22 protein-coding genes are annotated in these 24026 nt (G+C 72.4%); 17 read left to right on the forward strand and 5 right to left on the reverse strand.

Annotation, left to right across the window (positions count from 1 at the left end; all coding sequences use genetic code 11):
• Positions 1 to 129: 129 nt before the first annotated feature.
• From BXY45_RS20635 to BXY45_RS20695, 13 genes are all read left to right on the forward strand, one after another.
• Positions 130 to 2415, forward strand: coding sequence for a prolyl oligopeptidase family serine peptidase (locus BXY45_RS20635; RefSeq protein WP_109776416.1), 2286 nt, complete (start codon positions 130 to 132; stop codon positions 2413 to 2415).
• Positions 2412 to 3581, forward strand: a complete 1170-nt coding sequence (locus BXY45_RS20640; RefSeq protein ID WP_109776417.1) for a mechanosensitive ion channel family protein — start codon at positions 2412 to 2414, stop codon at positions 3579 to 3581. The genes BXY45_RS20635 and BXY45_RS20640 overlap by 4 nt, the downstream gene beginning before the upstream one ends.
• 490 nt (positions 3582 to 4071) lie before the next feature.
• Complete coding sequence (locus BXY45_RS20645; protein WP_109776418.1) at positions 4072 to 5673, forward strand: SDR family oxidoreductase; 1602 nt, start codon at positions 4072 to 4074, stop codon at positions 5671 to 5673.
• Positions 5663 to 6565: an SDR family NAD(P)-dependent oxidoreductase gene (locus tag BXY45_RS20650; RefSeq protein WP_109776419.1), complete on the forward strand. Its 903-nt coding sequence runs from the start codon at positions 5663 to 5665 to the stop codon at positions 6563 to 6565. The genes BXY45_RS20645 and BXY45_RS20650 overlap by 11 nt, the downstream gene beginning before the upstream one ends.
• Before the next feature lie 218 nt (positions 6566 to 6783).
• Entirely contained in the window at positions 6784 to 8040 is a 1257-nt protein-coding gene (gene urtA / locus BXY45_RS20655) for an urea ABC transporter substrate-binding protein (protein WP_109776420.1), read from the forward strand.
• Between the two features lie 44 nt (positions 8041 to 8084).
• On the forward strand, positions 8085 to 8969 hold the full coding sequence (gene urtB, locus BXY45_RS20660; protein WP_109776421.1) for an urea ABC transporter permease subunit UrtB: 885 nt from the start codon (positions 8085 to 8087) through the stop codon (positions 8967 to 8969).
• Positions 8966 to 10132, forward strand: a complete 1167-nt coding sequence (gene urtC / locus BXY45_RS20665; RefSeq protein ID WP_211319791.1) for an urea ABC transporter permease subunit UrtC — start codon at positions 8966 to 8968, stop codon at positions 10130 to 10132. The genes urtB and urtC overlap by 4 nt, the downstream gene beginning before the upstream one ends.
• Before the next feature lie 68 nt (positions 10133 to 10200).
• Positions 10201 to 10962 carry an urea ABC transporter ATP-binding protein UrtD gene (gene urtD, locus BXY45_RS20670; protein WP_109776443.1) on the forward strand — a complete coding sequence of 254 codons (762 nt, stop codon included), beginning with the start codon at positions 10201 to 10203 and terminating at the stop codon, positions 10960 to 10962.
• A complete protein-coding gene (locus BXY45_RS20675; RefSeq protein ID WP_218566956.1) occupies positions 10959 to 11660 on the forward strand; it encodes an ATP-binding cassette domain-containing protein in 702 nt (233 codons plus the stop codon). Before urtD ends, BXY45_RS20675 begins: the two co-directional genes overlap by 4 nt.
• 145 nt (positions 11661 to 11805) lie before the next feature.
• Positions 11806 to 13527 carry a purine-cytosine permease family protein gene (locus BXY45_RS20680; RefSeq protein ID WP_211319793.1) on the forward strand — a complete coding sequence of 574 codons (1722 nt, stop codon included), beginning with the start codon at positions 11806 to 11808 and terminating at the stop codon, positions 13525 to 13527.
• Between the two features lie 5 nt (positions 13528 to 13532).
• Positions 13533 to 14156: a TetR/AcrR family transcriptional regulator gene (locus BXY45_RS20685; protein ID WP_170131654.1), complete on the forward strand. Its 624-nt coding sequence runs from the start codon at positions 13533 to 13535 to the stop codon at positions 14154 to 14156.
• Positions 14153 to 14767: a TetR/AcrR family transcriptional regulator gene (locus tag BXY45_RS20690; protein WP_109776424.1), complete on the forward strand. Its 615-nt coding sequence runs from the start codon at positions 14153 to 14155 to the stop codon at positions 14765 to 14767. The genes BXY45_RS20685 and BXY45_RS20690 overlap by 4 nt, the downstream gene beginning before the upstream one ends.
• A 27-nt stretch (positions 14768 to 14794) precedes the next feature.
• Complete coding sequence (locus BXY45_RS20695) at positions 14795 to 15283, forward strand: globin (protein WP_109776445.1); 489 nt, start codon at positions 14795 to 14797, stop codon at positions 15281 to 15283.
• 94 nt (positions 15284 to 15377) lie between these two features.
• Here BXY45_RS20695 and BXY45_RS20700 read toward each other — a convergent pair whose 3' ends face one another.
• The gene (locus BXY45_RS20700) at positions 15378 to 15731 is read right to left on the reverse strand and encodes a PRC-barrel domain-containing protein (RefSeq protein ID WP_109776425.1); all 354 of its coding nucleotides are present in this window, start codon (positions 15729 to 15731) and stop codon (positions 15378 to 15380) included.
• A 194-nt stretch (positions 15732 to 15925) separates the two neighbouring features.
• Between BXY45_RS20700 and BXY45_RS20705 the strand changes: the two genes are divergently transcribed.
• Both BXY45_RS20705 and BXY45_RS20710 read left to right on the forward strand, forming a co-directional pair.
• Complete coding sequence (locus tag BXY45_RS20705; protein ID WP_109776426.1) at positions 15926 to 16897, forward strand: ATP-binding cassette domain-containing protein; 972 nt, start codon at positions 15926 to 15928, stop codon at positions 16895 to 16897.
• Positions 16897 to 17655 (forward strand): ABC transporter permease, encoded by a 759-nt coding sequence (locus BXY45_RS20710; RefSeq protein ID WP_109776427.1) that lies wholly within the window; start codon positions 16897 to 16899, stop codon positions 17653 to 17655. The genes BXY45_RS20705 and BXY45_RS20710 overlap by 1 nt, the downstream gene beginning before the upstream one ends.
• Positions 17656 to 17734: 79 nt before the next feature.
• Here BXY45_RS20710 and BXY45_RS20715 read toward each other — a convergent pair whose 3' ends face one another.
• The 3 genes from BXY45_RS20715 to BXY45_RS20725 all read right to left on the reverse strand — a co-directional run bounded on the left by BXY45_RS20715 (position 17735) and on the right by BXY45_RS20725 (position 19951).
• Positions 17735 to 18793, reverse strand: a complete 1059-nt coding sequence (locus tag BXY45_RS20715) for an ABC transporter substrate-binding protein (RefSeq protein ID WP_109776428.1) — start codon at positions 18791 to 18793, stop codon at positions 17735 to 17737.
• Positions 18794 to 18857: 64 nt separating this feature from the next.
• Positions 18858 to 19505 (reverse strand): DUF8010 domain-containing protein, encoded by a 648-nt coding sequence (locus BXY45_RS20720; RefSeq protein WP_211319794.1) that lies wholly within the window; start codon positions 19503 to 19505, stop codon positions 18858 to 18860.
• Entirely contained in the window at positions 19502 to 19951 is a 450-nt protein-coding gene (locus BXY45_RS20725) for an acyl-CoA thioesterase (protein WP_211319795.1), read from the reverse strand. Before BXY45_RS20725 ends, BXY45_RS20720 begins: the two co-directional genes overlap by 4 nt.
• Before the next feature lie 85 nt (positions 19952 to 20036).
• Here BXY45_RS20725 and BXY45_RS20730 point away from each other — a divergent pair, with 85 nt between their 5' ends.
• A complete protein-coding gene (locus BXY45_RS20730) occupies positions 20037 to 20948 on the forward strand; it encodes an acyl-CoA thioesterase (RefSeq protein WP_245961955.1) in 912 nt (303 codons plus the stop codon).
• A gap of 133 nt (positions 20949 to 21081) precedes the next feature.
• Positions 21082 to 21837 (forward strand): DUF6882 domain-containing protein, encoded by a 756-nt coding sequence (locus tag BXY45_RS20735; RefSeq protein WP_211319796.1) that lies wholly within the window; start codon positions 21082 to 21084, stop codon positions 21835 to 21837.
• 431 nt (positions 21838 to 22268) lie between these two features.
• Here BXY45_RS20735 and ettA read toward each other — a convergent pair whose 3' ends face one another.
• Positions 22269 to 23951 carry an energy-dependent translational throttle protein EttA gene (gene ettA, locus BXY45_RS20740; protein WP_109776431.1) on the reverse strand — a complete coding sequence of 561 codons (1683 nt, stop codon included), beginning with the start codon at positions 23949 to 23951 and terminating at the stop codon, positions 22269 to 22271.
• Between the last annotated feature and the right edge of the window lie 75 nt (positions 23952 to 24026).

Raw genomic sequence — 24026 nt, forward strand, 5'->3', positions numbered from 1 at the left:
GGGTGGTTCTGGCGCGGCTGCGCGCGGCGTCTGACGTCGGGGACGGTACGAGCCCAGCCTGCCCGGCGGGGCGCGCCAGCGCGAGCGGGCGCGCCGGAGCGTCGGCACCTCCGCATAGGGTCGTGAGGCGTGCCGTCGCTCACGCCTCCCGCCTCCGCAGCGCCGCCAGCGGCCCTGGCCTACCCACCCGCCGAGCGGCTCGACCTCGTCGAGGAGCTTCCCGCAGGTTCGCCCCGCTACCGCGTCGCCGACCCGTACCGCTGGTTGGAGGACGACGACGACGCGCGCACCCGCGCCTGGTCCGCCGCTCAGGACGCGCTGTTCGCGGCCGAGCGTGCGACGTGGAAGGGCCGCGACGCCGTGGCCGCCCGCATCGCGCAGCTGCTGTCGGCCGGGGCCGTGGGCCCGCCGGTGTGGCGCGGCGACCGGTGCTTCCGCGCACGCCGTGACCCCGGCCGCGACCACCCGCAGCTACTCGTCACCGAGAGGGGACCGGACGGCGCCGTCGTCGAGCGCGTCGTCATCGACCCGCTCGTGTGGGACCCCACCGGCCGCACCACCCTCGACGCGTGGCAGCCTTCGCGCGAGGGCCACCTGCTGGCGTTCCAGCTGTCCGAGGGCGGCAGCGAGGAGAGCGTGCTCCGCGTGCTCGACGTCGCCACGGGCGAGGTGCTGGACGGGCCGATCGAGCGGGTCCGGTACTCCCCCGTCTCTTGGCTGCCGGTCTCCGAGGACGGCGCAGCCCGCTTCTTCTACGTCCGCCGGCTCGCGCCCGAGGGGCTGCCAGCCGGTGAGGAGAAGTACCACCGCCGCGTCTGGCTGCACCGGGTCGGTGCCGACCCCGACGCGGAACCCGGCGACGGCGGCGACGTCGAGGTGTTCGGCGCCGGCCAGCCCATCACCACCTACTACGGGGTGGGCACGTCGCTGGACGGCCGCTGGCTGACGGTGACGACGTCGGTGGGCACCTCCCCGCGGTCCGACTGCTACCTCGCCGACCTCACCGCCGACGGCGGCCTGGCTGCCGGGCTACCGCAGCTACGGCCCGTGGCCGTGGGGCTGGACGCCCACACCAGCGCGGGCGTCGGGCGCGACGGCCGCCTCTACGTGGGTACCGATCTCGGTGCACCGCGCGGGCGCCTCGCCGTCGCCGATCCGACGGACCCCGAGAACCTCGGACCCGACAGCTGGCGTGACCTCGTCGGCGAGCGCGACGACGCGGTCCTGGAGGACTACGCCATCCTCGACGGGCCCGAACTGTCCCAGCCGCTGCTGCTGGTCGCGTGGACGCAGCACGCCGTCGCCCAGCTCACCGTGCACGACCTCGCCAGCGGCGAGCAGCTCCCCGGCGAGCGGGGCATGGTGGCGCTGCCCGGCGCGGGCAGCCTCGGCGGCCTGCGCGGCCGGCCGGAAGGCGGGCACGAGGCGTGGTTCACGTGGACGTCGACGGTGGAGCTGCCGAGCGTGCTCCGCTGGGACGCGCGCACCGCGTCGCTCACCGTCGAGTCCACGGCGCCGGGCCTCGCGTCGATGGGCGAGCTGCCCGCCGTCGTCACCCGCCAGCTGGAGGTGACCAGCTTGGACGGCACCGTGGTGCGCGCCCTCGCCGTCGCCCGCGCCGACGCCTTCGCCACCCCCGACGCGTCTGCCCCCGCCGCCCCCGCTCCGACGGTGCTGTACGGCTACGGCGGCTTCGGTCACACGATGACGCCCGGCTACAGCGCGAGTGCGCTGGCGTGGGTGGAGGCCGGCGGCATCTGGGTGGTGGCCGGCCTGCGCGGCGGCAACGAGGAGGGCGAGAGCTGGCACCGCGCCGGCATGCTCGCCGCCAAGCAGAACGTCTTCGACGACTTCCTCGCCGTGGCCGACGCGCTCGCGTCGCGCGGCTGGACCACGCCCGCGCAGCTCACCATCAGCGGCGGCTCCAACGGCGGGTTGCTCGTCGGGGCGGCGCTCACGCAGAGGCCGCAGGCCTTCGCCGCGGTGCTCTGCTCCGCGCCGCTGCTCGACATGGTCAGGTACCAGCTGCACGGGCTGGGGGCCACGTGGTCACCGGAGTACGGAGACGCGAACGACCCCGACGACCTCGGCTGGCTCCTCGCCTACTCCCCCTACCACGCGTGCTCGCCCGACCCGGCGTCCGTGGAGTACCCGGCGGTGCTGTTCACGGTCTTCGACGGGGACTCCCGCGTCGACCCGCTGCACGCCCGCAAGCTCTGCGCGGCGCTGCAGCACGCCACGCGCTCCGACCCCGCTGAGAAGCCGGTGCTGCTGCGGCGCGAGGCCGGCGTCGGCCACGGCGCGCGGGCGGTGTCGCGGACGGTGCAGCTCGCGGCGGACACGCTCTGCTTCGCCGCCGCGCACACCGGTCTGGTGCTCGGTGAGCAGGACGACGACGGCGGGGTGGTCCCGTGATCGCTGCTGCGCTGACGTCCGTCCTTGCTGCCTCCGCGAGCGCGGCGCCGTCGTCCCCTGTGCAGGAGCTCACGAACGACGTCACCCGGTCCACCGAGGCGGCCTCCACCCTGGCGTGTTCACCCGGCGACGGCACGTGGTGCGGCCTCATGGTCAACGCCGGTGTCAACGAGACGTTCGCCAAGTTCCTCATGTACTACGGCTCACCGCTGCTCAAGATCGCGTTGATCCTGGTGGCGGGCCTGATCGTCCGCAACGTGGCTCACTCGGCCATCGAGGCGCTGGCCGAGCGGATCGCGAGCGGTGAGGCGCAGCCGGGCCGGTCGCGATGGTGGCGCGCCGGACGGGGCCGCGAGACGCGGGCGTCGGAGGCGAGTACCGCGAGCACCGACGGCACCCTGGCGTGGGAGCGGCGCTCGCAACGCGCCAGGACGCTCGGCTCGGTGCTGCGCAGCCTCACCACCGCCGTGGTGATGACCGTGGTGGCGCTGCTCGTCATCGGGCAGCTGGGCATTCCGCTGGCTCCGCTGCTCGCAGGTGTCAGCGTGGTCGGTGTGGCGGTTGGCTTCGGCGCACAGACGCTGGTCAAAGACTTCCTCGCGGGGATCTTCATCATCGCCGAAGACCAGTTCGGCGTCGGTGACTCGGTCAACCTCTCCGCCGACGCGCAGGGCACCGTCGAGGCCGTGAGCCTGCGGGTGACGCGGCTACGTGGGGTGGACGGCACGGTCTGGTACGTGCGCAACGGCGACGTGCTGCGGGTGGGCAACCGGTCGCAGGGCTGGTCGCGGGCGGTGCTGGACATCGACGTGCCCTACTCCGCCGACGCCGCGCGGGTCGCCGAGGTCCTCGACGAGGTGGGCGAGCAGTTCCACGCCGACGAGGACTGGCGCCGCCACCTGCTCGAGGAGCCGCAGGTGTGGGGCATCGAGGCGCTCAGCATGGACAAGGTGGTGGTGCGCCTCGCGGTGCGCACTGCGCCGTTGCAGCAGTGGTCGGTCTCGCGGGAGCTGCGGGCGCGCATCAAGGCGCGCTTCGACGCCGAGGGCATCGGCCACTCCATCGACGACCCCGCCGACCCTGCCGACGACGCCGACGACGCCCCCGCGCCGTCGCTGCCTCCCGGCAACCAGGGCCCGCCGACCGGCCCGTCCTCCCACCGCTGACCCTCCGCGGCGATCACGGAGGTCCTGCACGCCGGCCGCCCAGCGTCCGCGCGCAGGATCCGCGACGGGCGATCACGGAGGTCCGGCACGCCGACTGCCCAGCGTCCGCGCACAGGACCCGCGACGATCATGCAGCTGAGCGCCACCTCCCTGCGCAGGTGACGCCCCATCAGCTCCCTCGATGGGGCGTCACCTCCACCGACGAAGCCAGAACTGCACCGGCGCCATGCTCCAGGTGCCGCTACCCCGCCGCAGATGTCGGAATCACCGCCCGATTCCGACATCTGCGGCAACGTTCCGACACCTGGAGCGCGGTTCCGGCATCTGGAGCGCGGTTCCGCATCTGCGGCCGGGCGGGGCGCCGTCCCCATCGGCCGGCGCGCAGGGTGCGGCCCGCGGCCAGCGGAGGTGACGCGGACCCGCATGATCGTCGCCGCGAGGGCGGCGTGGTCGGGGTGCGGGCAGCGGGGCGGCGACGGAGGATCTCGACATGGCCGACTCGCCCGGCACCACCGCGCCCGCCGCCCCAGACTCCGCAGCCGACTCCCCCGTCCCGGCTCGCATCGACCTCGCCGGCCTCCCACGCGGCGAGGGGCGCCTCGCCCTCGTCACGGGCGTCACCGGGTACATCGGGGGCCGGCTCGTGCCGGAGTTGCTGGCCGCCGGGTTCCGCGTCCGGGCCTTCGCCCGCAACCCGCAGCGCCTGCGCGACAGGCCCTGGGCGAAGCACGTCGAGATGTTCGAGGGTGACGCCTCCGACGCGGAGTCGGTGGCCAAGGCGCTGGACGGCGTCGACGTCGCCTACTACCTACTGCACTCCCTCGGCACCGGGCGCAGCTTCGAGGCCCGCGACCGGCAGCTGGCCCTGTGCTTCGGCAAGGCGGCCCGCGAGGCGGGCACCGGGCGCATCGTCTATCTCGGTGGTCTCTACCCCGACGGCGAGGAGCTCTCCCCGCACCTGCTCGGCCGCAAGGAGGTCGAGGACATCCTGCTGGCCAGCGGGGTGCCCGTGACGGTGCTGCGCGCCGCCGTCATCCTCGGCTCCGGATCGGCGAGCTTCGAGATGCTGCGCTACCTCACCGAGCGCCTGCCGATCATGATCCGGCCGAAGTGGCTGGCCAACCGGATCCAGCCGATCGCGGTCCGCGACGTGCTGCGCTACCTCGTCGGCGCGGCGTCCATCCCGAGCGACGTCAGTCGCGGCTTCGACATCGGCGGGCCCGACGTCGTCACCTACCTCGAACTCATGCAGCGCTACGCGAAGGTCGCCGGTCTGCCCAAGCGGTACGCGATCCCGGTGCCGGTGCTGACACCACACCTGTCCAGCCACTGGGTCAACCTCGTGACACCCGTGCCGCACACCATCGCGGGGGCATTGATCGGCTCGATCATCCACGAGGTGGTGGTCAAGGAACGAGACATCACCGCCTACGTGCCCGACCCGCCGACCGGGCTGCTCGGGGTGGACGGCGCCATCGAGTTGGCGCTCGCACGTGTGCAGGAGTTCGACGTCATGACGTCGTGGCGCTCTGCCTCCACCCCGGGCGTCCCGTCCGACCCGCTCCCGTCCGACCCGGACTGGTCCGGCGGGTCGCTGTACGTCGACGACAGGTCCTCCCCCGTCGACGCCACCCCGCGTCAGCTCTGGACCGTCATCGAGGGCATCGGCGGCGTCAACGGCTGGTACTCGTGGTCGCTGGGCTGGCGCGTGCGCGGCCTCATGGACATCGGCGTCGGCGGCCCGGGCCTACGCCGCGGTCGCGCCAACCCGTACGACCTGTCCGTCGGCGACGCCCTCGACTGGTGGCGCGTGGAGGAGATCCGCGACCTCGAGCTGCTGCGGCTGCGCGCGGAGATGCGCCTGCCCGGGGAGGCGTGGCTCGACCTGTGCGTGGAGACCGACGACTTCGGCCGCACCGTCTTCCGCCAGCGGGCGGTCTTCCACCCCAAGGGATTGTCCGGATTCCTCTACTGGCAGGCGATCAAACCGTTCCACGGTGTCGTCTTCGGCGGCATGCAGCGGAACATCGCGATGGCGGCCGCCGCAGTCAAGGACACCGACGAGCGGTGGAAGCCGTCGCGTGCCTCCTGAGCAGCACGCTCCCCAGCCGCCACGCACGGTCTGGATCACGGGGGCGAGCAGCGGCATCGGGATGGCGACGGCGCTGGCGTGCGCCCGCCGGGGCGACCGGCTGATGCTCTCCAGCCGCGCCCCGGCGCCGCTGGAGGAGGTCGCCCGCCAGTGCAGTTCCCTCGGCTCCGCCGACGTGCTGGTCGCTCCCCTGGACATCTCCGACGACGACGCCGTCCGCCGCGCCTCGGCGAACGCCGCGCGGCGCTGGGGGCGGCTCGACGTCGTCGTCCAGAACGCCGGGGTCGCGGCCTACGGCCGCGTCGACGAGGTGCCGGCGGCCGTGCTGGAGGGGGTGCTGCGCACCAACGTGCTCGGGGCGGCGTTCGTGGCGTCGGAGGCGGTGCGGACGTTCCGCGCACAGGGCGAGGGGACGCTCGTCGTGGTGGGGTCCGTGCTCGGCCGCATCACGGTGCCGTGGATGGGTGCGTACAACGCCTCGAAGTTCGCGCTGCGTGGTCTGGTCCGCACCATGCAGCAGGAGAACCGTGACGTGCCGGGCATCCGGATCTGCCTGGTGGCGCCCGGCGGCGTCGACACCCCCATCTACGACCAGTCGGCCACCGTGCTGGGGCGTCGAAACCGCCCGCCGTACCCCGTCTCCTCCCCCGAGCACGTCGCGGCGAAGGTGCTGCACGCCGCAGACCGTGGCGCGCCGGCGCACCGTGAGCTCGACGCGGGGTGGGCCAACCCCGCGATGAAGGCGGCGTTCGCCCTGGCACCCGGGGTGTTCGACAGGCTGTCGCGACCGGCCATGCGCGCCCTGGGCTTCACCCGCGGACGGCGACCCGACGGCCCCGGCAACGTGCTCGCCCCGCAGCCCCACGAGGAGGGCCTGCACCAGCGCCGCTGAGGCGAGCGCCGGCAGCCTGTTGCTGCCACCCTGCGCGTCCGGCCCCGGTCGATGTCAGCACTACGACATCGGCCGGGGCCTTCTGACGTGCGCGAACAACGGAGTAACACAGGCGTTACACAGGGACATGGCAGTGTCATGACACTGCCGTCTGATCTGCCTCGCACGACCTGGCACCGCCAGGTCGCCCGTCCCTCGCAGACCAGAAGAGGTGTCCCGTGCTGCACCGCAACCGCCGCCTGATCGCCGTCCCCCTCGCCGTCCTCACCGGCACACTGGCCCTGTCCTCGTGCGGCGCCAAGGCCGGCGAGACCACGGCCGGGGCCTCCGGCGCCCAGAGCTGTGTCGACACGTCCGGCGACAGCGTCAAGGTCGGCTTCATCAACTCGCTGTCCGGCACGATGGCCATCTCCGAGACCACCGTCAGCGAGTCGCTGAAGATGGCCGTCGACGAGATCAACGCCGCAGGCGGCGTCATGGGCAAGAAGCTCGACGTCGTCGCCGAGGACGGCGCCTCCGAGCCGGCGACGTTCGCCGAGAAGGCCGAGAAGCTCGTCCGCCAGGACTGCGTGGCCGCGGTCTTCGGAGGCTGGACCTCCTCCTCGCGCAAGGCGATGCTGCCGGTCTTCGAGACCAACAACAGCCTGCTGTTCTACCCGGTGCAGTACGAGGGCCTGGAGTCGTCGCCGAACATCTACTACACCGGCGCCACCACCAACCAGCAGATCATCCCCGCGCTGGACTGGCTCAAGGAGCAGGGCAAGTCGAAGATCTTCCTCGTCGGCTCCGACTACGTCTTCCCGCGCACCGCCAACAAGATCATCAACGCCTACGCCAAGGCCAACGGCATGACCGTGGTCGGCGAGGAGTACACCCCGCTCGGCTCCACCGACTTCACGACCATCGCCAACAAGGTCGCCTCCTCGGGCGCCGACGCGGTGTTCAACACCCTCAACGGTGACTCCAACGTCGCCTTCTTCCGCCAGTACCGCAGCCTGGGCCTCAGCCCGGAGACGATGCCGGTGGTCTCGGTGTCCATCGCCGAGGAGGAGGTCAGCGGCGTCGGCGTCGAGAACCTCGTCGGGCAGTACACCGCGTGGGACTACTACCAGACCCTGGACACCCCTGCGAACACGAAGTTCGTCGCCGACTTCAAGGCCGCCTACGGCGCCGACCGCGTCACCTCCGACCCGATGGAGGCCGCCTACACCTCGGTCTACCTGTGGAAGGCCATGGTCGAGAAGGCCGGCTCCTTCGAGACCGACGCCGTGAACGAGGCCGCCGACGGCGTCTCCTTCGACGCTCCCGAGGGCACCGTCGTCGTCGACGGGGACAACAACCACATCACCAAGACCCCCCGCATCGGCCAGGTCGACAGCACCGGCCTCATCAACACCGTGTGGTCGGCTCCCGAGCCGGTCGAGCCCGACCCGTACCTCAAGTCCTACCCCTGGGCCGCCGGCATCGCCGGCTGAAGGCAGGCGCTGCGGGCGGACGAGAGAGAGCGAAGGAGGACGACGTGGACGTCATCGGATCGCAGCTGGTGGCAGGAGTGAGCATCGGGTCGGTGCTCCTGCTGGTGGCCATCGGGCTCTCGCTGACCTTCGGTCAGATGGGAGTGATCAACATGGCCCACGGCGAGTTCATCATGGCCGGGGCGTACACCGCGTACGTGGTGCAGCAGATCCTCGGCGACGCCGGGCTGTCCCTGCTGGTCGCGCTGCCGGTGGCGTTCGCCGTCGGCGGCGCGCTCGGCGCGCTGCTCGAGCAGCTGCTCGTGCGGCACATGTACCACCGGCCGCTGGACACGCTGCTGGCGACGTTCGGCGTCTCCCTCGTGCTGCAGCAGCTGGCGCGCGACATCTTCGGCGCACCCGCCGTCGACGTGCGCACGCCGAGCTGGCTACAGGGCAACGTCGAGGTGCTGGGCACCGTGGTGCCGTGGACGCGCCTCTTCATCCTCGGCGTGGTCGTCGTGGCGGTGGGCGGGCTCGCTCTGCTGCTCACGACGACGGCGCTGGGCCGGCGCATCCGCGCCGTCGTCCTCAACCGCCAGCTCGCCGAGACCTCCGGCATCTCCACCCGCGCCACCGACCGGCTGACCTTCGTCATCGGCTCCGGGCTGGCGGGCGTCGCGGGCGTCGTGCTGACGCTGGTGGGTTCCACGGGGCCCACCCTCGGCACCGGCTACATCGTCGACGCGTTCCTCGTGGTGGTGGCCGGCGGCATCGGCCAGATCCGCGGGGCAGTGCTGGCGGCCTTCGGCCTCGGCCTGCTGCAGGCCTTCGTCGAGCTGTCGACGACGGCGAGCATCGCGAAGTTCCTCATCCTGGTGATCGTCGTGGCCTTCCTGCAGGTCCGTCCGCAGGGCTTGTTCACGGTGCGCACGCGGAGCCTGGCGTGACCGGCGGACTGGGGGTCCCCAGCCGCCGGAACGCGCTGGCGGGCACCGGGGCGCTCGCCCTCGTGCTGCTCGTCGTGGCGCCGCTGATGCTGTCGGACTTCCGGCTGGCGCTGCTGGGCAAGTTCATCTGCTTCGCCATCGTGGCGGTGGGCATCGGCATCGCCTGGGGGCGCGGCGGCATGCTCACCCTCGGCCAGGGCGTCTTCTTCGGCATCGGCGGCTACGCGATGGCCATGCACCTCAAACTGGCCGACGCGGAGCTCAATGGCGGGTCGGGCGTGCCCGACTTCATGCTGCTCTACGGAGACGGCACCGTGCCGGGCTGGTGGGAGCCGTTCCGCAGCCCGCTGTTCACGCTGCTGGCCGTGGTGGCACTCCCGGCGCTGCTGGCGACGGCGCTCGGGCTGGCCATCTTCAAGCGCCGCATCAAGGGCGCCTACTTCGCCATCCTGTCCCAGGCGATGGTGGCGGCGTTCGTCGTCCTCCTCGTCGGGCAGCAGCAGACCACCGGCGGCACCAACGGCCTCAACGGCTTCCGCTCGTTCTTCGGCTACTCGCTGTCCGACCCCGCCAACCGGCTCACGCTCTACTACCTGGCGGCGGGGATCCTCGTGGCCGCGGTGGCACTGTCCGCTGCGCTGCAGCGCAGCCGCTTCGGGGAGCTGCTGGTGGCCACCCGCGACGCCGAGGAGCGCGTGCGCTTCCTCGGGTACGACCCGGCGCTCGTCAAGACCGTGGCGTTCGCGCTGGCCGCGGCGCTGGCCGGTGTCGCGGGGGCGCTCTTCGTGCCGATCGTGGGGATCATCTCCCCCGCGGACATCGGCGTCGTCCCGTCGATCGTCTTCATCGTCGGGGTGGCCGTCGGCGGACGGGCGGGGCTGTTCGGGCCGGTGCTCGGCGCCATCGGCGTGGCCTGGGCGGAGACCAGCCTCTCGGAGGCGTTCCCTTCCTTCTGGAGCTACTTCCAGGGTGCGCTGCTCATCGCCGTCATCGCCCTGCTCCCGGGTGGCGCGGCGTCCCTGGTCGACAGGCTGCGCGAGCGGGCCACGAGCCCGCGGCGCGGCGCGTCAAGCCCTCCCGCCGCGGGTGCGGCCGGCACCCCGGCGCCCGCCGCTGCCGCGAGCACTCCCGCCGATCGACCCGCCGAGGAGGTCCACCCGTGAGCCCCCAGACCGTCGACGTCCTCGGCGCACCCCAGGACGTCGCCACCGGCCTCGCCGCCCCCGTCTCGCTGGTCGTCAGCGGTCTGCGGGTGCAGTTCGGCGGGTTCGTGGCCGTCAGCGACGCCAGCTTCGACGCCCACCCCGGTGAGGTGCGCTTCCTCATCGGTCCCAACGGGGCGGGCAAGACGACGTGCATCGACGCCATCACCGGGCTGGTGCGCGGCACCGGGTCCGCCAAGCTCGGCGACGACGAGCTGCTGGGCCGCCCCGTGCACCGCACGGCGAGGCTCGGTGTGGGCCGCACGTTCCAGACGGCCAGCGTCTTCGAGGAGATGTCGGTGCTGCAAAACCTCGACATCGCCGCGGGCATGAACCGCCGCTCCGCGGCACTCCTGCGGCCGCGGCGCACGGTGGAGCCGCGCATCGAGGCGGCCGCCGAGCAGATCGGCCTGGCCGGGTCGCTGGAGCAGCGCGCCGGCACCCTCTCCCACGGCCAGAAGCAGTGGCTGGAGATCGGCATGCTCCTCGTCCAGGACGCGCGCGTGCTCCTGCTCGACGAGCCGGTCGCCGGGATGAGCCACGACGAGCGGACGGCCACCGGCACGCTGCTGCAGCGCATCGCCGAGCACCGCGCCGTCGTCGTCGTCGAGCACGACATGGACTTCATGCGCCGCTTCGCCACGCGCGTCACGGTGCTGCACCAGGGGTCCGTCATCAGCGAGGGATCGGTGGCACACGTCCAGGCCGACCCGCGCGTCCAGGAGGTCTACCTGGGCAGCGCCGCCACCCACGGCGCTGACCCGGCCGAGCACGAAGGAGCGACGTCGTGACACTGGAGCTGGTCGGAGTCGATGCCGGCTACGGGCGCACCCAGGTGCTGCGCGACGTCAACCTGGCGAGCGAGCCGGAGGGCGTGGTGGCCGTGCTCGGCCACAACGGCGCAGGCAAGACCACCCTCGTGAGGACGGCGGTGGGGCTGCTGCGGCCCACCCGCGGCCAGGTGCTGTGGGACGGCGAGGACATCACCTCCCTCGCCCCCCACAAGCGCGTCGCGCGGGGCCTGGCGTACGTGCCGCAGGGGCAGCAGTCGTTCGGGCAGCTGACGACGACGGAGAACCTCCAGCTCGTCGCCGACCGCGCCCGCCCGCGCGCCCGGCGCGCGGCGCTGGTCGACGCGGCGATGGAGAGGTTCCCGGCGCTGACCGCCGTGGCCACCCGCAAGGCGGGCCTGCTCTCGGGCGGCCAGCGCCAGCAGCTGGCCATCGCGCGGGCGCTCATCACCGAACCGAAGCTGCTGGTGCTCGACGAGCCGACCGAGGGCATCCAGCCGTCGGTGGTCGCCGAGATCGAGGCGGCCGTCACCGACCTCGCGTCCAGCGGGACCGCGGTGCTGCTCGTGGAGCAGCACGTGGGCTTCGCGCTGGCGGCGGCGGCGCGGTACGCCGTCCTGGCGTCCGGGAGAGTGGTGAGCACCGGCGCCGGCGGGCGTGAGGCGCACGCCGGGGTCCGGGAGGCCCTGACCATCTGATGCTGCGGTGGACATGGTGCAATCAGCCGGCGCTGCCGCTCGCATCCCGAACCGCAACGGCGGTGAAACACGAGGGCAACACGACTGCGGCGTGATCGGGGATGGACGGCGCGGGTGGCGCTGCGGGCGGGTGCGGGGGCGGACCGTGGGGCAGGGCGACGTGCGGGCGACGGGCGGAGACGCGCTCCTCGCCGCCCAGGACTCCCTGGAGGACTACGCCTTCCGATACGTGCCCCGCAGCTTCCGCCGCTGGAGCACCTCGGCCGTGGGCGTCTCGGCGCTGGGCTCCATCGCCTTCCTCGCCGACTTCTCCATCGGGGCGAGCATCGGCGTGGTGCACGGCACCATCGACGCCGTCCTCGGGGTGCTGCTCGCCTCCGCGATCATCTTCGTCGTGGGTGGGCCGGTGGCGCACTGCGCGGCCCGCTACAACCTCGACCTCGACCTGGTGGCCCGGGGAGCCGGCTTCGGCTACTACGGCTCGATCATCACCACGCTGGTCTTCGCGGGCTTCACCTGCATCTTCTTCGCGCTCGAGGGCGCGATCATGGCGCAGGGGCTGCACACCGTGCTCGGGGTCCCGCTGCCGGTGGGCTACTTCGTCTCGACCGTCGTCGTCGTACCGATCGTCATCTACGGCATGCGGGCCCTCGAACGGCTCCAGGCGTGGACGACACCGCTGTGGCTCGTGCTGGCGGTCCTGCCGCTGGCGTGGCTCGTGGTGTCCGACCCGCAGGTCCTCGACGACTTCACCAGCTTCACCGGAGACCCGTCCGCCGTCGGGGGTGGCGCCGGCGGGGGTGCCCCCAGCGGTCCCACCCTCAGCGGCGTGGTGGCCAGCGCGGCGGTCTGCTTCGCCCTGACGCCGCAGCTGGCGGAACAGGTCGACTACCTGCGCTCGATGCCGCCGCGCACGGCGGAGAACCGGCGCTCGTGGTGGATCTGGACGGTGCTCGCGGGGCCGGGGTGGGTGGTCTTCAGCGGTCTCAAGCAGGTGCTGGGGGTACTGCTGGCGGCGTTCCTCCTGACCCGGGTCGACCCGGGCATGGGTGCCCGCGCGGTGGAGCCCGTGCAGCAATTCCTCGCGCTGTACGGCGAGCTGCTGCCCCCGTGGCTCGGGGCGGTGGCCACGCTGGCGCTCATCGTCGTCGCCCAGGTGAAGATCAACGTGACCAATGCCTACTCCGGCTCGCTGGCGTGGCTCAACGTGTGGACCAGGGTCCGGCGCACCTACCCGGGTCGCACGATCTTCGTGGTGTTCAACCTGGCGATGGCCCTCGGGCTCATGCTGCTCGACGTCTTCTCGCTCATCGGCTTCGTGCTGAGCCTGTACGCCAACATCGTCATGGCGTGGCTCGTGACGATCGCCGTCGACCTCGTGGTGGTGCGCCGCCTCCTGGGCATCGGGCCGCAGTACCCGGAGTTCCGCAAGGGGATGCTCCACTCCTGGAACCCGGTGGGCCTGACGTCCGTGGGGCTGAGCTCGGTGCTGTCGCTGCTGACGTTCTTCGGCGCGTTCGGGGAGGGGGCGCGCTCGTTCTCGGTGCTCGTGGCCATCGGCGTCGCTGCGGTGACCACTCCGGCGGTGGCGCTGGTGACTCGGGGCCGCTGGTACCTGCGGCGCACGGATGACGGCATCGCCTCGCCGCTGGTCGACGAGGCCGGCAACCCGTCGGGGCAGCGCCTGCGCTGCCACGTCACCGGGTACGTCTTCGAGCGCCCGGATATGCTCGCGTCCACCCAGGTGGGACCGTTCGGAGAGCCCTTGTACGTCTCCTCCCTCGCCCTCACGCTGGACCCCACGGACAGCTACGTGCTTCCACCGGACGCCCCGCCCACTGGTGCGGCCGACGCGCGAGGGAGGTGACCCCGGTGGTGCAGGAGACCCGCGACACCCGCTCGGCCGTGCTCGCCGCCGCGTGCACCCTCCTCGACGAGGTGCCGTTCGACGACATCTCCTACCGCGTCCTGGGTGACACCGTGGGTGTAGCGGAACGCACCGTCTTCCGGCACTTCCCCACCCGCGCGCACCTGCTGACGGGCGTCGCGCAACGCATCGACACCCTCGAGATGCCGTTCGCGCCGTTCCGCACGGCCGCGGAGTTCCGCGCCTCGACGCGGCAGCGGTTCCTCGCCTTCGACACCGCGCCACGCAAGGCGGGCGTGCTCGCCCGGTCGGCTGCCGTGTCACCGGTCTCCGCGCCCGAGCCTGACTTCTTGACGCACGCGGTGGTCGCCGTCGTGGAGCACGAGCTGCCCGGCGCCAACCGCCGCGACCTGCGCCGCGCGGCCGGCGCACTGCGAACCTTCGCGGCGCCGCTGTTCTGGGCCCACGCCCGCACGAGCCTGGGGATGGACGGCGCCGCCGCGGCCGACGTCCTCGACGTCGTCACGGAGCGGGTGCTCGCGGCGCTGCGGCCGGCGGGTGAGCACGCGCAGTCGTCGTCCTCGTCCTCGTCCTCGTCGTCGTCGCTGCCGAGCTGGCCGCTGCCGTGAGCACGCCGGCCGGGGCCGCTGCGGCGACCGAGCTGACTCCCGTGCTGACGCGCACCCAGCTGGCGGTGCTCACGGCGTACGTCGCGCTCATCGAGGAGCTCGGCACCGACGACGTGCCGTTCCGGCTCATCGCGCGACGCTCAGGCGTCGCCGAGCGCACCGTCTACCGGACCTACCCGACCCGCACCCAGCTGCTCGTGGCGACGGCCGCGTGGGTCGAGGCGACGGCGTTCGCGCGGGAGGCCACCGAGTCCGTCTTCGATGTGCCCCTCACCGTGCGCGAGACGATGCGCGCCTACTCCGAGCGCCCGGAGCTGGCGCACGTCGCGGCGGAGACGCCGCTGCGGGCGGTGTCGGACGCTGCTGCGGGTGACGAGGCGCTCCCCGCGGAGACGACGCATGTTCCGCGGCTCGTGCGTGAGGAACTGGGCACCGCCGACGACGAGCGCCAGCGCCACCTCACCGCTGCGCTGACCCACCTCGACTCGCCCGCCACCTGGGTGGTGCTGCGCCAGGAGCTGCAGATGGAGCCCCGTGACATCGCCGACGCGGCGGCGTGGGCCGCCGAGGTGGTGCTGCGGCCGAGCCCGCGGGAGGGCGGCGAGCGGTGAGCTGCGAGCGGAGATGATGGGCGCGTGATGCCGTCGTCGTCCTCGTCTCCCCAGCAGGGCCCGCAGACACGTGCCCAGGCCACCCCGCAGCAGGGGGTGCGCCCCGGGTTGGGTGTGGGCCGCGCCGTGCCCGCCGAGCAGCAGAGCTTCTACGAGGCGGTCGGTGGGCACGAGACCTTCGTGCGTTTGGTCGACGCGTTCTACGAGGGGGTGGCGGATGACCCGCTGCTGCGCCCGATGTACCCCGAGCAGCAGCTGGACGGCGCCCGCGAGCGGCTGACGCTGTTCCTGGAGCAGTACTGGGGCGGCCCGACGACGTACTCGGAGACCCGCGGCCACCCGCGGCTGCGGATGCGGCATGCGGGGTTCCACATCGGGCCGGCGGCGCGTGACGCGTGGCTACGGCACATGCGGGTGGCGGTCGACTCGCTCGCGCTACCGCCGCTGCAGCACGAGGTGCTGTGGGACTACCTGGAGCGGGCGGCCCACAGCCTGCTCAACACTTTCGAGGACTAACCCCCTCCCCCCTTCCCGCACTTTCCTCGGCAAGTGCGCTTCCCGGCGGCCGGGTGCTGCACTTGCCGTGGAAAGTGCGGTTCCGGAGGGGGGGTCAGCGGCGGCCGAGACGGCGTTCGGACGGCGCCGCGGTGTAGGTGAGCCCGTAGTGGGCGAAGACGTCACCCTCGGCCTCGGCGCGCAGCTCGCCGTCGGTCTCGATGGACGGCGCACCCTTCACCTGGTTCTTGGAGAACGGCACCTTGACGTACCCGGGGCCGACCACGGCGTCGTCGATGGGCACGAAGACGAGCTTCTTGCCCATCAGCCCTACGAGCACGGTGGCGAAGGCGGGCTGGTCGGTGGTGGTGTCGACGTAGATCGACTCGAGCTTGCCGATCCGGTCACCGGCCTCGTCGACGACGTCCTGACCGCTCCACTCGCGGATGTTCCCCACACGCACTGGCATGACGCGAACGCTAGCGATCGGGGCACGTCAGCGCGCACCGGGGCGCACTCTGCGGCGTGCAGGACTTCCTTGATCGTCGCGGTGAGGTGGGCGCACCGATGAGTTCTCTCAGCGAAACCCGTCGACTCCGGCACCGGGGAGCCACCACGCTGGCGCCCAGACCCATCGCCGGCCCACGCACCAGGAGGCACCGCTTGATCCGCGCCCGCGGGCTCGCCCGCACGTTCACCTCGCGCCGTGGCGCGGTCCACGCTGTGCAGGGGGTCGACCTCGACGTCGCCCGCGGCGAGGTGGTCGGCTTCCTCGGCCCCAACGGAGCGGGCAAGACCACCACCATGCGCATGCTCACCACGCTGCTCGCGCCCACGGCGGGCGAGGCACAGGTGGTGGGCTGCGACCTGCGCACCGACCCGGTGGGCGTGCGCCGGCGCATCGGCTACGTGCCGCAGTCGGGCTCGTCCTCGCCGGAGGCCCGGGTGGGCGAGGAGCTGGTCGACCATGCCGCTCTCTACGGCATCCCCAAAGCCACCGGCCGCACCCGCGGCCAGGAGCTGTTCTCCCGCCTCGACCTCGACGGCGTCTGGGAGCGCACCGTCCGCACGCTGTCCGGAGGGCAGCGGCGGCGGCTCGACATCGCCAAGGGCCTCGTGCATGACCCGGAACTCGTCTTCCTCGACGAACCGACCACCGGGCTCGACCCGCAGTCGCGCGCCAACCTCTGGACCCACATCTCCGGGCTGCGCGACAGCCACGGCACCACGGTCTTTCTCACCACCCACTACCTCGACGAGGCCGACGCCCTGTGCGACCGCATCCTCGTCATCGACCACGGCACGATCGTCGCCGAAGGCACGCCCGACCAGCTGAAGCAGCGCGTCAGCGGAGACGCCGTGGAGCTGGAACTCGACGACGCCACCCGCACCGGAGACGCGCTCGCCCTGGTCAGCGCGTTGCCGGGTGCCACGGACGCCGTCGTCGACACCTCCGGCGCCACCCCGCGCGTGCGGGTCCGGGTGCCCTCGGGTGGGCGAGCGCTGCCCGGCCTGCTGCGCCAGCTCGACGCCGCCGGCGTGGCGCTGGCCGCCGTCGACGTGCAGCGCCCGACGCTCGACGACGTGTTCCTGGAGATGACCGGCAGGTCGCTGCGCGAAGGAGGAGAGGGCTGATGCGCGTCTTCTGGCGCGACACCTGGAGGGTGTTCTGGCGGGCCATGCGTATGTCGCTACGCAACCCCGCGTGGGTGATCATCGGGCTGGCGCAGCCCGTGCTGTACCTCGTGTTCTTCGGGCCGCTGCTGGAACCGCTGGCCGGTCAACTCGGCACGGGCAACGCCTACCAGCTCTTCGTGCCGGGGATCATGGTGCAGCTGGGCATCTTCGGGGCGATGTTCGTGGGCTTCGGGCTCATCGCCGAGGTGCGCGCCGGTGTGGTGGAGAGCCAACGCGTGACGCCCGCCTCGCGCACGGCGCTGCTGCTCGGCAGGGTGCTGCGCGACGTCGTCGTCCTGTTCGTCCAGGCGGTGCTGCTCGTGCTCGTGGCCCTGCCGATGGGCCTGCGCGCGCCGCTGGCCGGGATCGTGCTGGGCGTGGTGATCGTGGCGCTGCTCGGGGCGTCGCTGAGCTCGGTCTCGTACGCGGTGGCACTGACGGTGAAGAGCGAGGACGTCATGGCACCCCTGCTCAACGCCGTCGCGTTCCCCGTGCTGCTGCTCTCCGGGATCCTCCTGCCGATGTCGCTCGCGCCGGGCTGGCTGGAGACACTGTCGGAGATCAACCCGTTCAAGCACGTCGTCGACGGGGTGCGGTCCGCCTTCGCGGGCAACGTCACCGCTACGGACTCGTGGGTCGGTGCACTCATCACCGTCGCGCTCGTCGTGCTGGGCCTCTGGTACGGCACGCGCACCTTCCGCCGCGAATCGTCCTGAGGTGCAGAGCTGAGGACGACGGCGGCGCTCAGCACGCCGCTGCTGGCGCTCGCCGACCGTCGCCGCCGTCCTCGCGGCCTCACACCTTCGCTGCGGCGGCCTGCAGCAGGTCGAGGTACTGGGGCAGCATCCACGGCACGGACAGCAACGACGGCGCCGAGGCAGCCGCCGAGAGGGGCGCACCATCGGGCAGCACCACCACGGACCCCCGGGCGACGGCCGGGAGCTTGCCGATCAGCGGATCAGCCTGAAGGGTCGCGAGCGTGCCGTCGTCTCCATAGGTGACGAGCACGTCGACGTCGGCCAGCTGGTCGATGTTCTCGCTGGCGAACTTCACGAAGAAGCCGTTGCCGTCCGGCTTCGTGGCCGCCACCGACGGCGCGACCGTCAGGCCCAGGTCGGTGAGGAACTGCACGCGCGCGTCGTCGGGCAGGTAGAGGTTGAAGCGACTCAGGTCGCTCGGGTCGATGTAGGCCGCGGCGAAGGTCTTGCCCTTGACATCAGGATGGCTCGCGAGCCCCTCGGTGATCTGCTGCTCGATGCCGGCGATGGCCGCCTGCGCCTGCGCCTTCTCGCCGAGCGCCTCCCCGTCGAGGAGCGCGGTCTCGCGCCAGGTGGTTCCGAAGGCCCGCTCCGGAAAGCTCACCGTGGGCGCGATCTTCGAGAGGGTGGTGAAGTCGTCCTGGGTCAACCCGGAGTAGGCGGCCAGGACGACGTCGGGCCGGGTGTTGCTGACAGCCTCGAACGGGATGCCGTCGGTCTGGTCGAAGAGCACCGGGAGCTTGCTGCCCGTGGCACCGGCCTTCTCCAGCGCCTGGTACGTCCAGGGGAGCACGCCGTCGCCGTCGTCGTCGCCGTAGGTGGCCTTGGGCATGCCGACGGGAACCACGCCCAGGGCGAGCGCGACGTCCTGGTTGGACCAGGACAGGGTTGCCGCCCGCTCGGGACGGGACTCGATGGTCGTGCCGCCGTAGGTGTTGGCGATGGTGACGGGGAAGGCGCCGGCCGCCGTCGCGGGCGCGGTCGCCGTGCCCTCCGGTGAGGAGGCGACGGTCGGGCTGGCGCCCCAGCCGGTGAGGAACGCGGAGGTGGCCAGGGCGAACAGTGGCAGCAGAGGGCCGCTTCGGAGGGAGCGCACGACCGCGAGCGTATCGAAGTTTAGGAGAGCCTTGCCTAAGTCATAAGGTCGGGTGGGCAGAGGGTCAGGCCAGCAGCGGGTGCCGGCCCAGCACGTGGCCGCGCCGCGTCGACAGGCGGCGCCAGGCACCGGCGGTGGCAGCGGTCACGGGCGCCCCCGCCTCGGGGTGATCGTCCGGCGGCAGGAAGCCCAGCGCGTCGGCGGCCCGGGCCAGGGCCGCGGCGAGGTCACGCGGATCGGCCGCGGCCTGCTGGCGCAGCGCGGCCACCTCCTGCGGCGGGGTGGGCGCCCATCCGCTGCGCGGCGGGAGGAGTCCCGCCCACGCCGTGCCCGCACCGACGTCCACCGGCGGCACCGCGAGCTCGGTGAGCGGGCCCCCGCCGGGACCGCTGCGCCGGGCGAGCCGGTCGGCCAGGGCGGCCAGTTCGACGACGACGTCGAGCTCACGCGGCTCGGCGGCGGGCGCCAGCGCGAGCGTGCGCAGGCCCAGCACGGTCGGCAGTCCGGCGCCGTGCAGCGGACTCACCCACACGGCGAGCACGCCGCCGCCCGCCACGAGGCGCGCCGCGCCACCGGAGTCCGCTCGGGACGCGCGCGAGACCAGCACGGCGAGGTCGTCCAGGGCGCGCGGATCAGCCGGGACCAGCGGCGCCGGCGACTCGCCCGCGTCCTGCGGCTCCCGCGGCTCGTGGCGCGGCGGCGGAACGCTCATCGCGAGCGCCTCCGGAACGGCACCGGCTCGTCGATCCAGCTCTCGAGCACCTCGCGCTCGACGGTGCCCAGGCGTCGGGCGGAGCCGGTGGCGAGGTCGTAGGCGACGCACGTCGTGGCGGCGCGCACGTACACGGTGCGCTCGCCGCCCGCGCCCGGGGAGCCGGCGCTCTCGTCGTCGTCGTAGATCTCGTAGCCGACCTCGAAACTGGCCCCACCGACCGCGGTGATCCAGATGTCGGCGGGCACGGGCGCGAGGCGCCAGACGAGCGGCGCGAGGTACTCGACCTCGTGCCGGGCAACGACGACGCCGCTCTCCAGCAGGCTGGGGCCGCCGTGGTCGCGGAGGTCCTCGAAGGCGTGCACGCGCACCTCCTCCAGCAGCCGCAGCACCTGCACGTTGTTGACGTGCCCGAACGCGTCCATGTCGGACCAGCGGACGGTCACCGGGACGCTTCTCCTCGCCACCGGGCCATGCTGGCGCACCCGCCACCTGCTGCGTCGCCCACCCCGTCCCCCTAGTCTCCGGCGGGTGGCTGACGATGTTCGCGACGCTGCCCAGGCCCACGGACTCGCGGGTCTCCTGGACGTCCTGGATCTGACCCCCGGGGGCGTCGACGCCTCCGGGCAGGACCTGTTCACGGGCGAGAACCAGCGCTCGCCCCACGGGCGGGTGTTCGGCGGGCAGGTGCTGGGTCAGTCGGTGGTCGCGGCGACCCGCACGGTCGACCCGGCGCGCCGGGTGCACTCGATGCACGGCTACTTCCTGCGTCCCGGTGACCCGAGCACGCCGATCACCTTCGCGGTGGAGCGGCTGCGCGACGGCGGCTCGTTCAGCGCGCGGCGCGTGCACGCCATCCAGCACGGGCAGCCGATCCTGTCGATGATCGCTTCGTTCCAGGAAGACCAGGACGGCGTCGACCACGCCGCTCCGGCGCCGTCCGTGCCCGAGCCGGAGTCGCTGCCGAGCATTGCGGACCTGGTGGGCCGCCTCGACCACCCCTTCGCGCGGTACTGGGCGCGGGAGCGGCCGGTGGACGTGCGTCACGTCGAGGGCGCGATCTACCTGCCGGGGACCTCGAAGGATCAGGACGACGACGGCGACGGCTCGCAGGCGGTGTGGCTGCGCGTCGCCGGGCCGCTCCCGGAGGATCAAGCGCTGCACCGTGCGGTGCTCGCCTGGGCCAGCGACGTGACGATCCTCGAGCCGGTGCTGCGCCGCCACGGGGCGGCCTGGGCGACGCCCGGCATCCGCGTCGCCAGCCTCGACCACGCGCTGTGGTGGCACCGCCCGGTGCGCGCCGACGACTGGCTGCTGTTCGTGGAGGAGACCCCGTCGGCGTCGGGCGCCCGCGGGCTGGGCCTGGCGCGGGTCTACGACCGGGCCGGCACCCTCGTGGCCACGGTCGCCCAGGAAGGCATGACCCGCCTCCCCCACCCGTGATCATGGGCGTCCGCCACCCTCCCCGTGATCATGGGCGTCCGCCACCCTCCCCGCGACGATCAAACGCCTGCGCGTCACGTCCCGCTGCTTCGCGCAGGCTGAACCCGTCGGGGCTGCGGCAGACTCGCTGCCCGTGAGCGACCAGGTGACCCTGCAGCAGCTGCTCGACGACGCCGCCTTCCTCTCCCTAGAGCACCAGCTGCACCTCGACGGGCTTCTCGGAGACCACACCTGGGACGTCGACCTGTCGGAGGGCCACTTCGCCTTCCGTGCCGCGGAGACCGGCGCCGGGCCGCTCCTCGCGGAAGCACCGGATGGCGAGCTGGTGGCCACGCGGATGCACCTGCTCGGAACGGCCGCACCCGGGCCGCGGTCGTGGCTGTGGTGCTGGGCCAACCCGGTGGGCTTCGGCGACGTCGTCACCGGCCTCGCCCGGTGGCTGCGCGACTTCGGCGGTCGCCACGGCGTGCCGGAGCTGTCGCAGCCGGAGGTGCAGTTCGCGGAACTGCCGGGCGCGGCCACCGAGCCGGCCCAGGCGGTCGGCGTCGTCCTCGACGCCGCCAAGGCCGCTGCCCGCCGCTGGACCTCCTACAGCGGCGACGTCGGCAACGGCACCCGGGCGGCGTTCCTGCTCGACCACCCCGCGTTCGCGCTGCCGGAGCCGTCGGGGCCGCGCACGCTCCGCGTGCTGCTGGAGCGGCTCTCGGGCCCGACACTGGGCGACCACCGCCGCGCCGTCGCCTCGTACGCCGGTGGGCGAAGCCTCGCCCAGCACTGGGAGGCCGAGCATGCGGCGGTGCGGCTGGCGGGCCCGGCGTTCGAGCTGCGGGTCCGCTTCGACGAGCTCGGCCAGATTGCCGGCGTCGACGCGGACTTCTCCCCCGCCTGACCCGCTCCGCCCACCCCGCCCCTTCATGTGATCATGGACTTCCCGAGCACTTTCCCCGGTGATCATGGGCACTCGGCCACCTGACGCGTGACGACGCACGTGCAGAACCCCGCCAGACACCCCTCCGACGGGGCGTGGGCGGGCTTCTGCATGTCAGGCGTCACGCCGCCTCCGCCCTGACGTCCCGCCGAGCATGCAGAACCCCGCCGAAGCCGCCTCACATCGGCTCCAGGACCACTTCTGCATGCTGGACGGGACAGTCACGCCCACCACGGCGTGCAGAACTTCCTAGATCGCGCCGAGGGGGTGGCGCGGGCTTCCTTGATCGTGCCGAGGGGGTGGCGCGGACTTCCTTGATCTCGCCAAGGGGGTGGGACGACGACGGGCCCGCCGCTGCGAGGTGCAGCGACGGGCCCGGGAGCCGTCCAGCGTCAGTCGCGGGTGAGGCGGCGGTGCGTGACGCGGTGCGGGCGCGCAGCGTCCTCACCGAGGCGGTCGATCTTGTTCTCGAGGTACCCGGCGAAGTTGCCCTCGTACCAGTACCACTGCGCCTCGTCCTCCTCGGTGCCCTCCCAGGCGAGGATGTGCGTGGCGACGCGGTCGAGGAACCAGCGGTCGTGGCTGATGACCACGGCGCATCCGGGGAACTCGAGCAGCGCGTCCTCCAGCGACGAGAGCGTCTCGACGTCGAGGTCGTTGGTGGGCTCGTCGAGCAGCAGCAGGTTGCCGCCCTGCTTGAGGGTCAGCGCCAGGTTGAGGCGGTTGCGCTCACCACCGGAGAGCACGCCAGCCTTCTTCTGCTGGTCCGGGCCCTTGAATCCGAACGCGGAGACGTAGGCGCGCGAGGGCACCTCCACGTTGCCGACCTGCATGTAGTCGAGCCCGTCGGAGACGACCTCCCACAGCGACTTGTTGGGGTCCAGGCCGCCGCGGTTCTGGTCGACGTAGGAGACCTTGACGGTCTCGCCGACGCGCACGACGCCGGAGTCCGGCTCCTCTAGGCCCACGATCGTCTTGAAGAGCGTGGTCTTGCCGACGCCGTTGGGGCCGATGACACCGACGATGCCGTTGCGGGGCAGCGTGAAGCTGAGCCCGTCGATGAGCACCCGGTCGCCGAAGCCCTTCTTGAGGTCCTTCACCTCGATGACCTGGGCGCCCAGACGCGGGCCCGGCGGGATCTGGATGGACTCGAAGTCCAGCTTGCGGGTGCGGTCGGCCTCGGCTGCCATCTCCTCGTAGCGCGCCAGGCGCGACTTGGACTTGGTCTGGCGGGCCTTGGCGTTGGAGCGGACCCACTCGAGCTCGTCGGCGAGGCGCTTGGCGAGCTTGGCGTCCTTCTTGCCCTGCACCTGCAGGCGCTCGCGCTTCTTCTCCAGGTAGGTGGAGTAGTTGCCCTCGTAGGGGTAGAGGCGGCCGCGGTCGACCTCGGCGATCCACTGGGCGACGTTGTCGAGGAAGTACCGGTCGTGGGTGACGGCCAAGACGGCGCCGGGGTAGCTGGCGAGGTGCTGCTCGAGCCAGGTGACGGACTCGGCGTCGAGGTGGTTGGTGGGCTCGTCGAGGAGCAGCAGGTCGGGCTCGCTCAGCAGCAGGCGACACAGGGCGACGCGGCGGCGCTCACCACCGGAGAGGACCTTCACGTCGGCGTCGCCCGGGGGGCAGCGCAGCGCGTCCATCGCCTGCTCGAGCTTGGAGTCCATGTCCCACGCGCCGGCGTGGTCGAGCTCCTCCTGGAGGTCGCCCATCTCCTTCATGAGGGCGTCGAAGTCGGCGTCCGGGTCTTCGAAGGCGGCGGTGATCTCGTTGTACCTGTCGACCTTGCGCTTGAGGTCGCCCATGCCCTCCTGGACGTTCTCCAGGACGGTCTTGTCCTCGTCGAGCGGGGGCTCCTGCAGGAGGATGCCCACCGAGTAGCCCGGCGAGAGGCGGGCCTCACCGTTGGAGGGCTGGTCGAGACCGGCCATGATCTTGAGGATCGTCGACTTACCGGCACCGTTCGGGCCGACGACGCCGATCTTCGCCCCGGGGTAGAACGACATCGTCACGTCGTCGAGGATCAGCTTGTCACCCAAGGCCTTGCGGGCCTTGTACATGGTGTAAATGAACTCCGCCATGACCTCCAGCCTAGGGGCGGGCGGCGTGCTGCCACGCCGCCCGCCCCTGCCCCTCCTTCCAGGCGGGGCCGAAGG

It is taken from the genome of Quadrisphaera granulorum (assembly GCF_003149145.1).
Classification (GTDB): domain Bacteria; phylum Actinomycetota; class Actinomycetes; order Actinomycetales; family Quadrisphaeraceae; genus Quadrisphaera; species Quadrisphaera granulorum.

Excerpts from the sequence above, each read along its gene's own strand:
- BXY45_RS20645 (WP_109776418.1), top strand. The coding sequence starts at position 4,072 with ATGGCCGACTCGCCCGGCACCACCGCGCCCGCCGCCCCAGACTCCGCA.
- BXY45_RS20695 (WP_109776445.1), top strand. The coding sequence starts at position 14,795 with ATGCCGTCGTCGTCCTCGTCTCCCCAGCAGGGCCCGCAGACACGTGCC.
- BXY45_RS20700 (WP_109776425.1), bottom strand. The coding sequence starts at position 15,731 with ATGCCAGTGCGTGTGGGGAACATCCGCGAGTGGAGCGGTCAGGACGTC.
- BXY45_RS20710 (WP_109776427.1), top strand. The coding sequence starts at position 16,897 with ATGCGCGTCTTCTGGCGCGACACCTGGAGGGTGTTCTGGCGGGCCATG.
- BXY45_RS20720 (WP_211319794.1), bottom strand. The coding sequence starts at position 19,505 with ATGAGCGTTCCGCCGCCGCGCCACGAGCCGCGGGAGCCGCAGGACGCG.
- ettA (WP_109776431.1), bottom strand. The coding sequence starts at position 23,951 with ATGGCGGAGTTCATTTACACCATGTACAAGGCCCGCAAGGCCTTGGGT.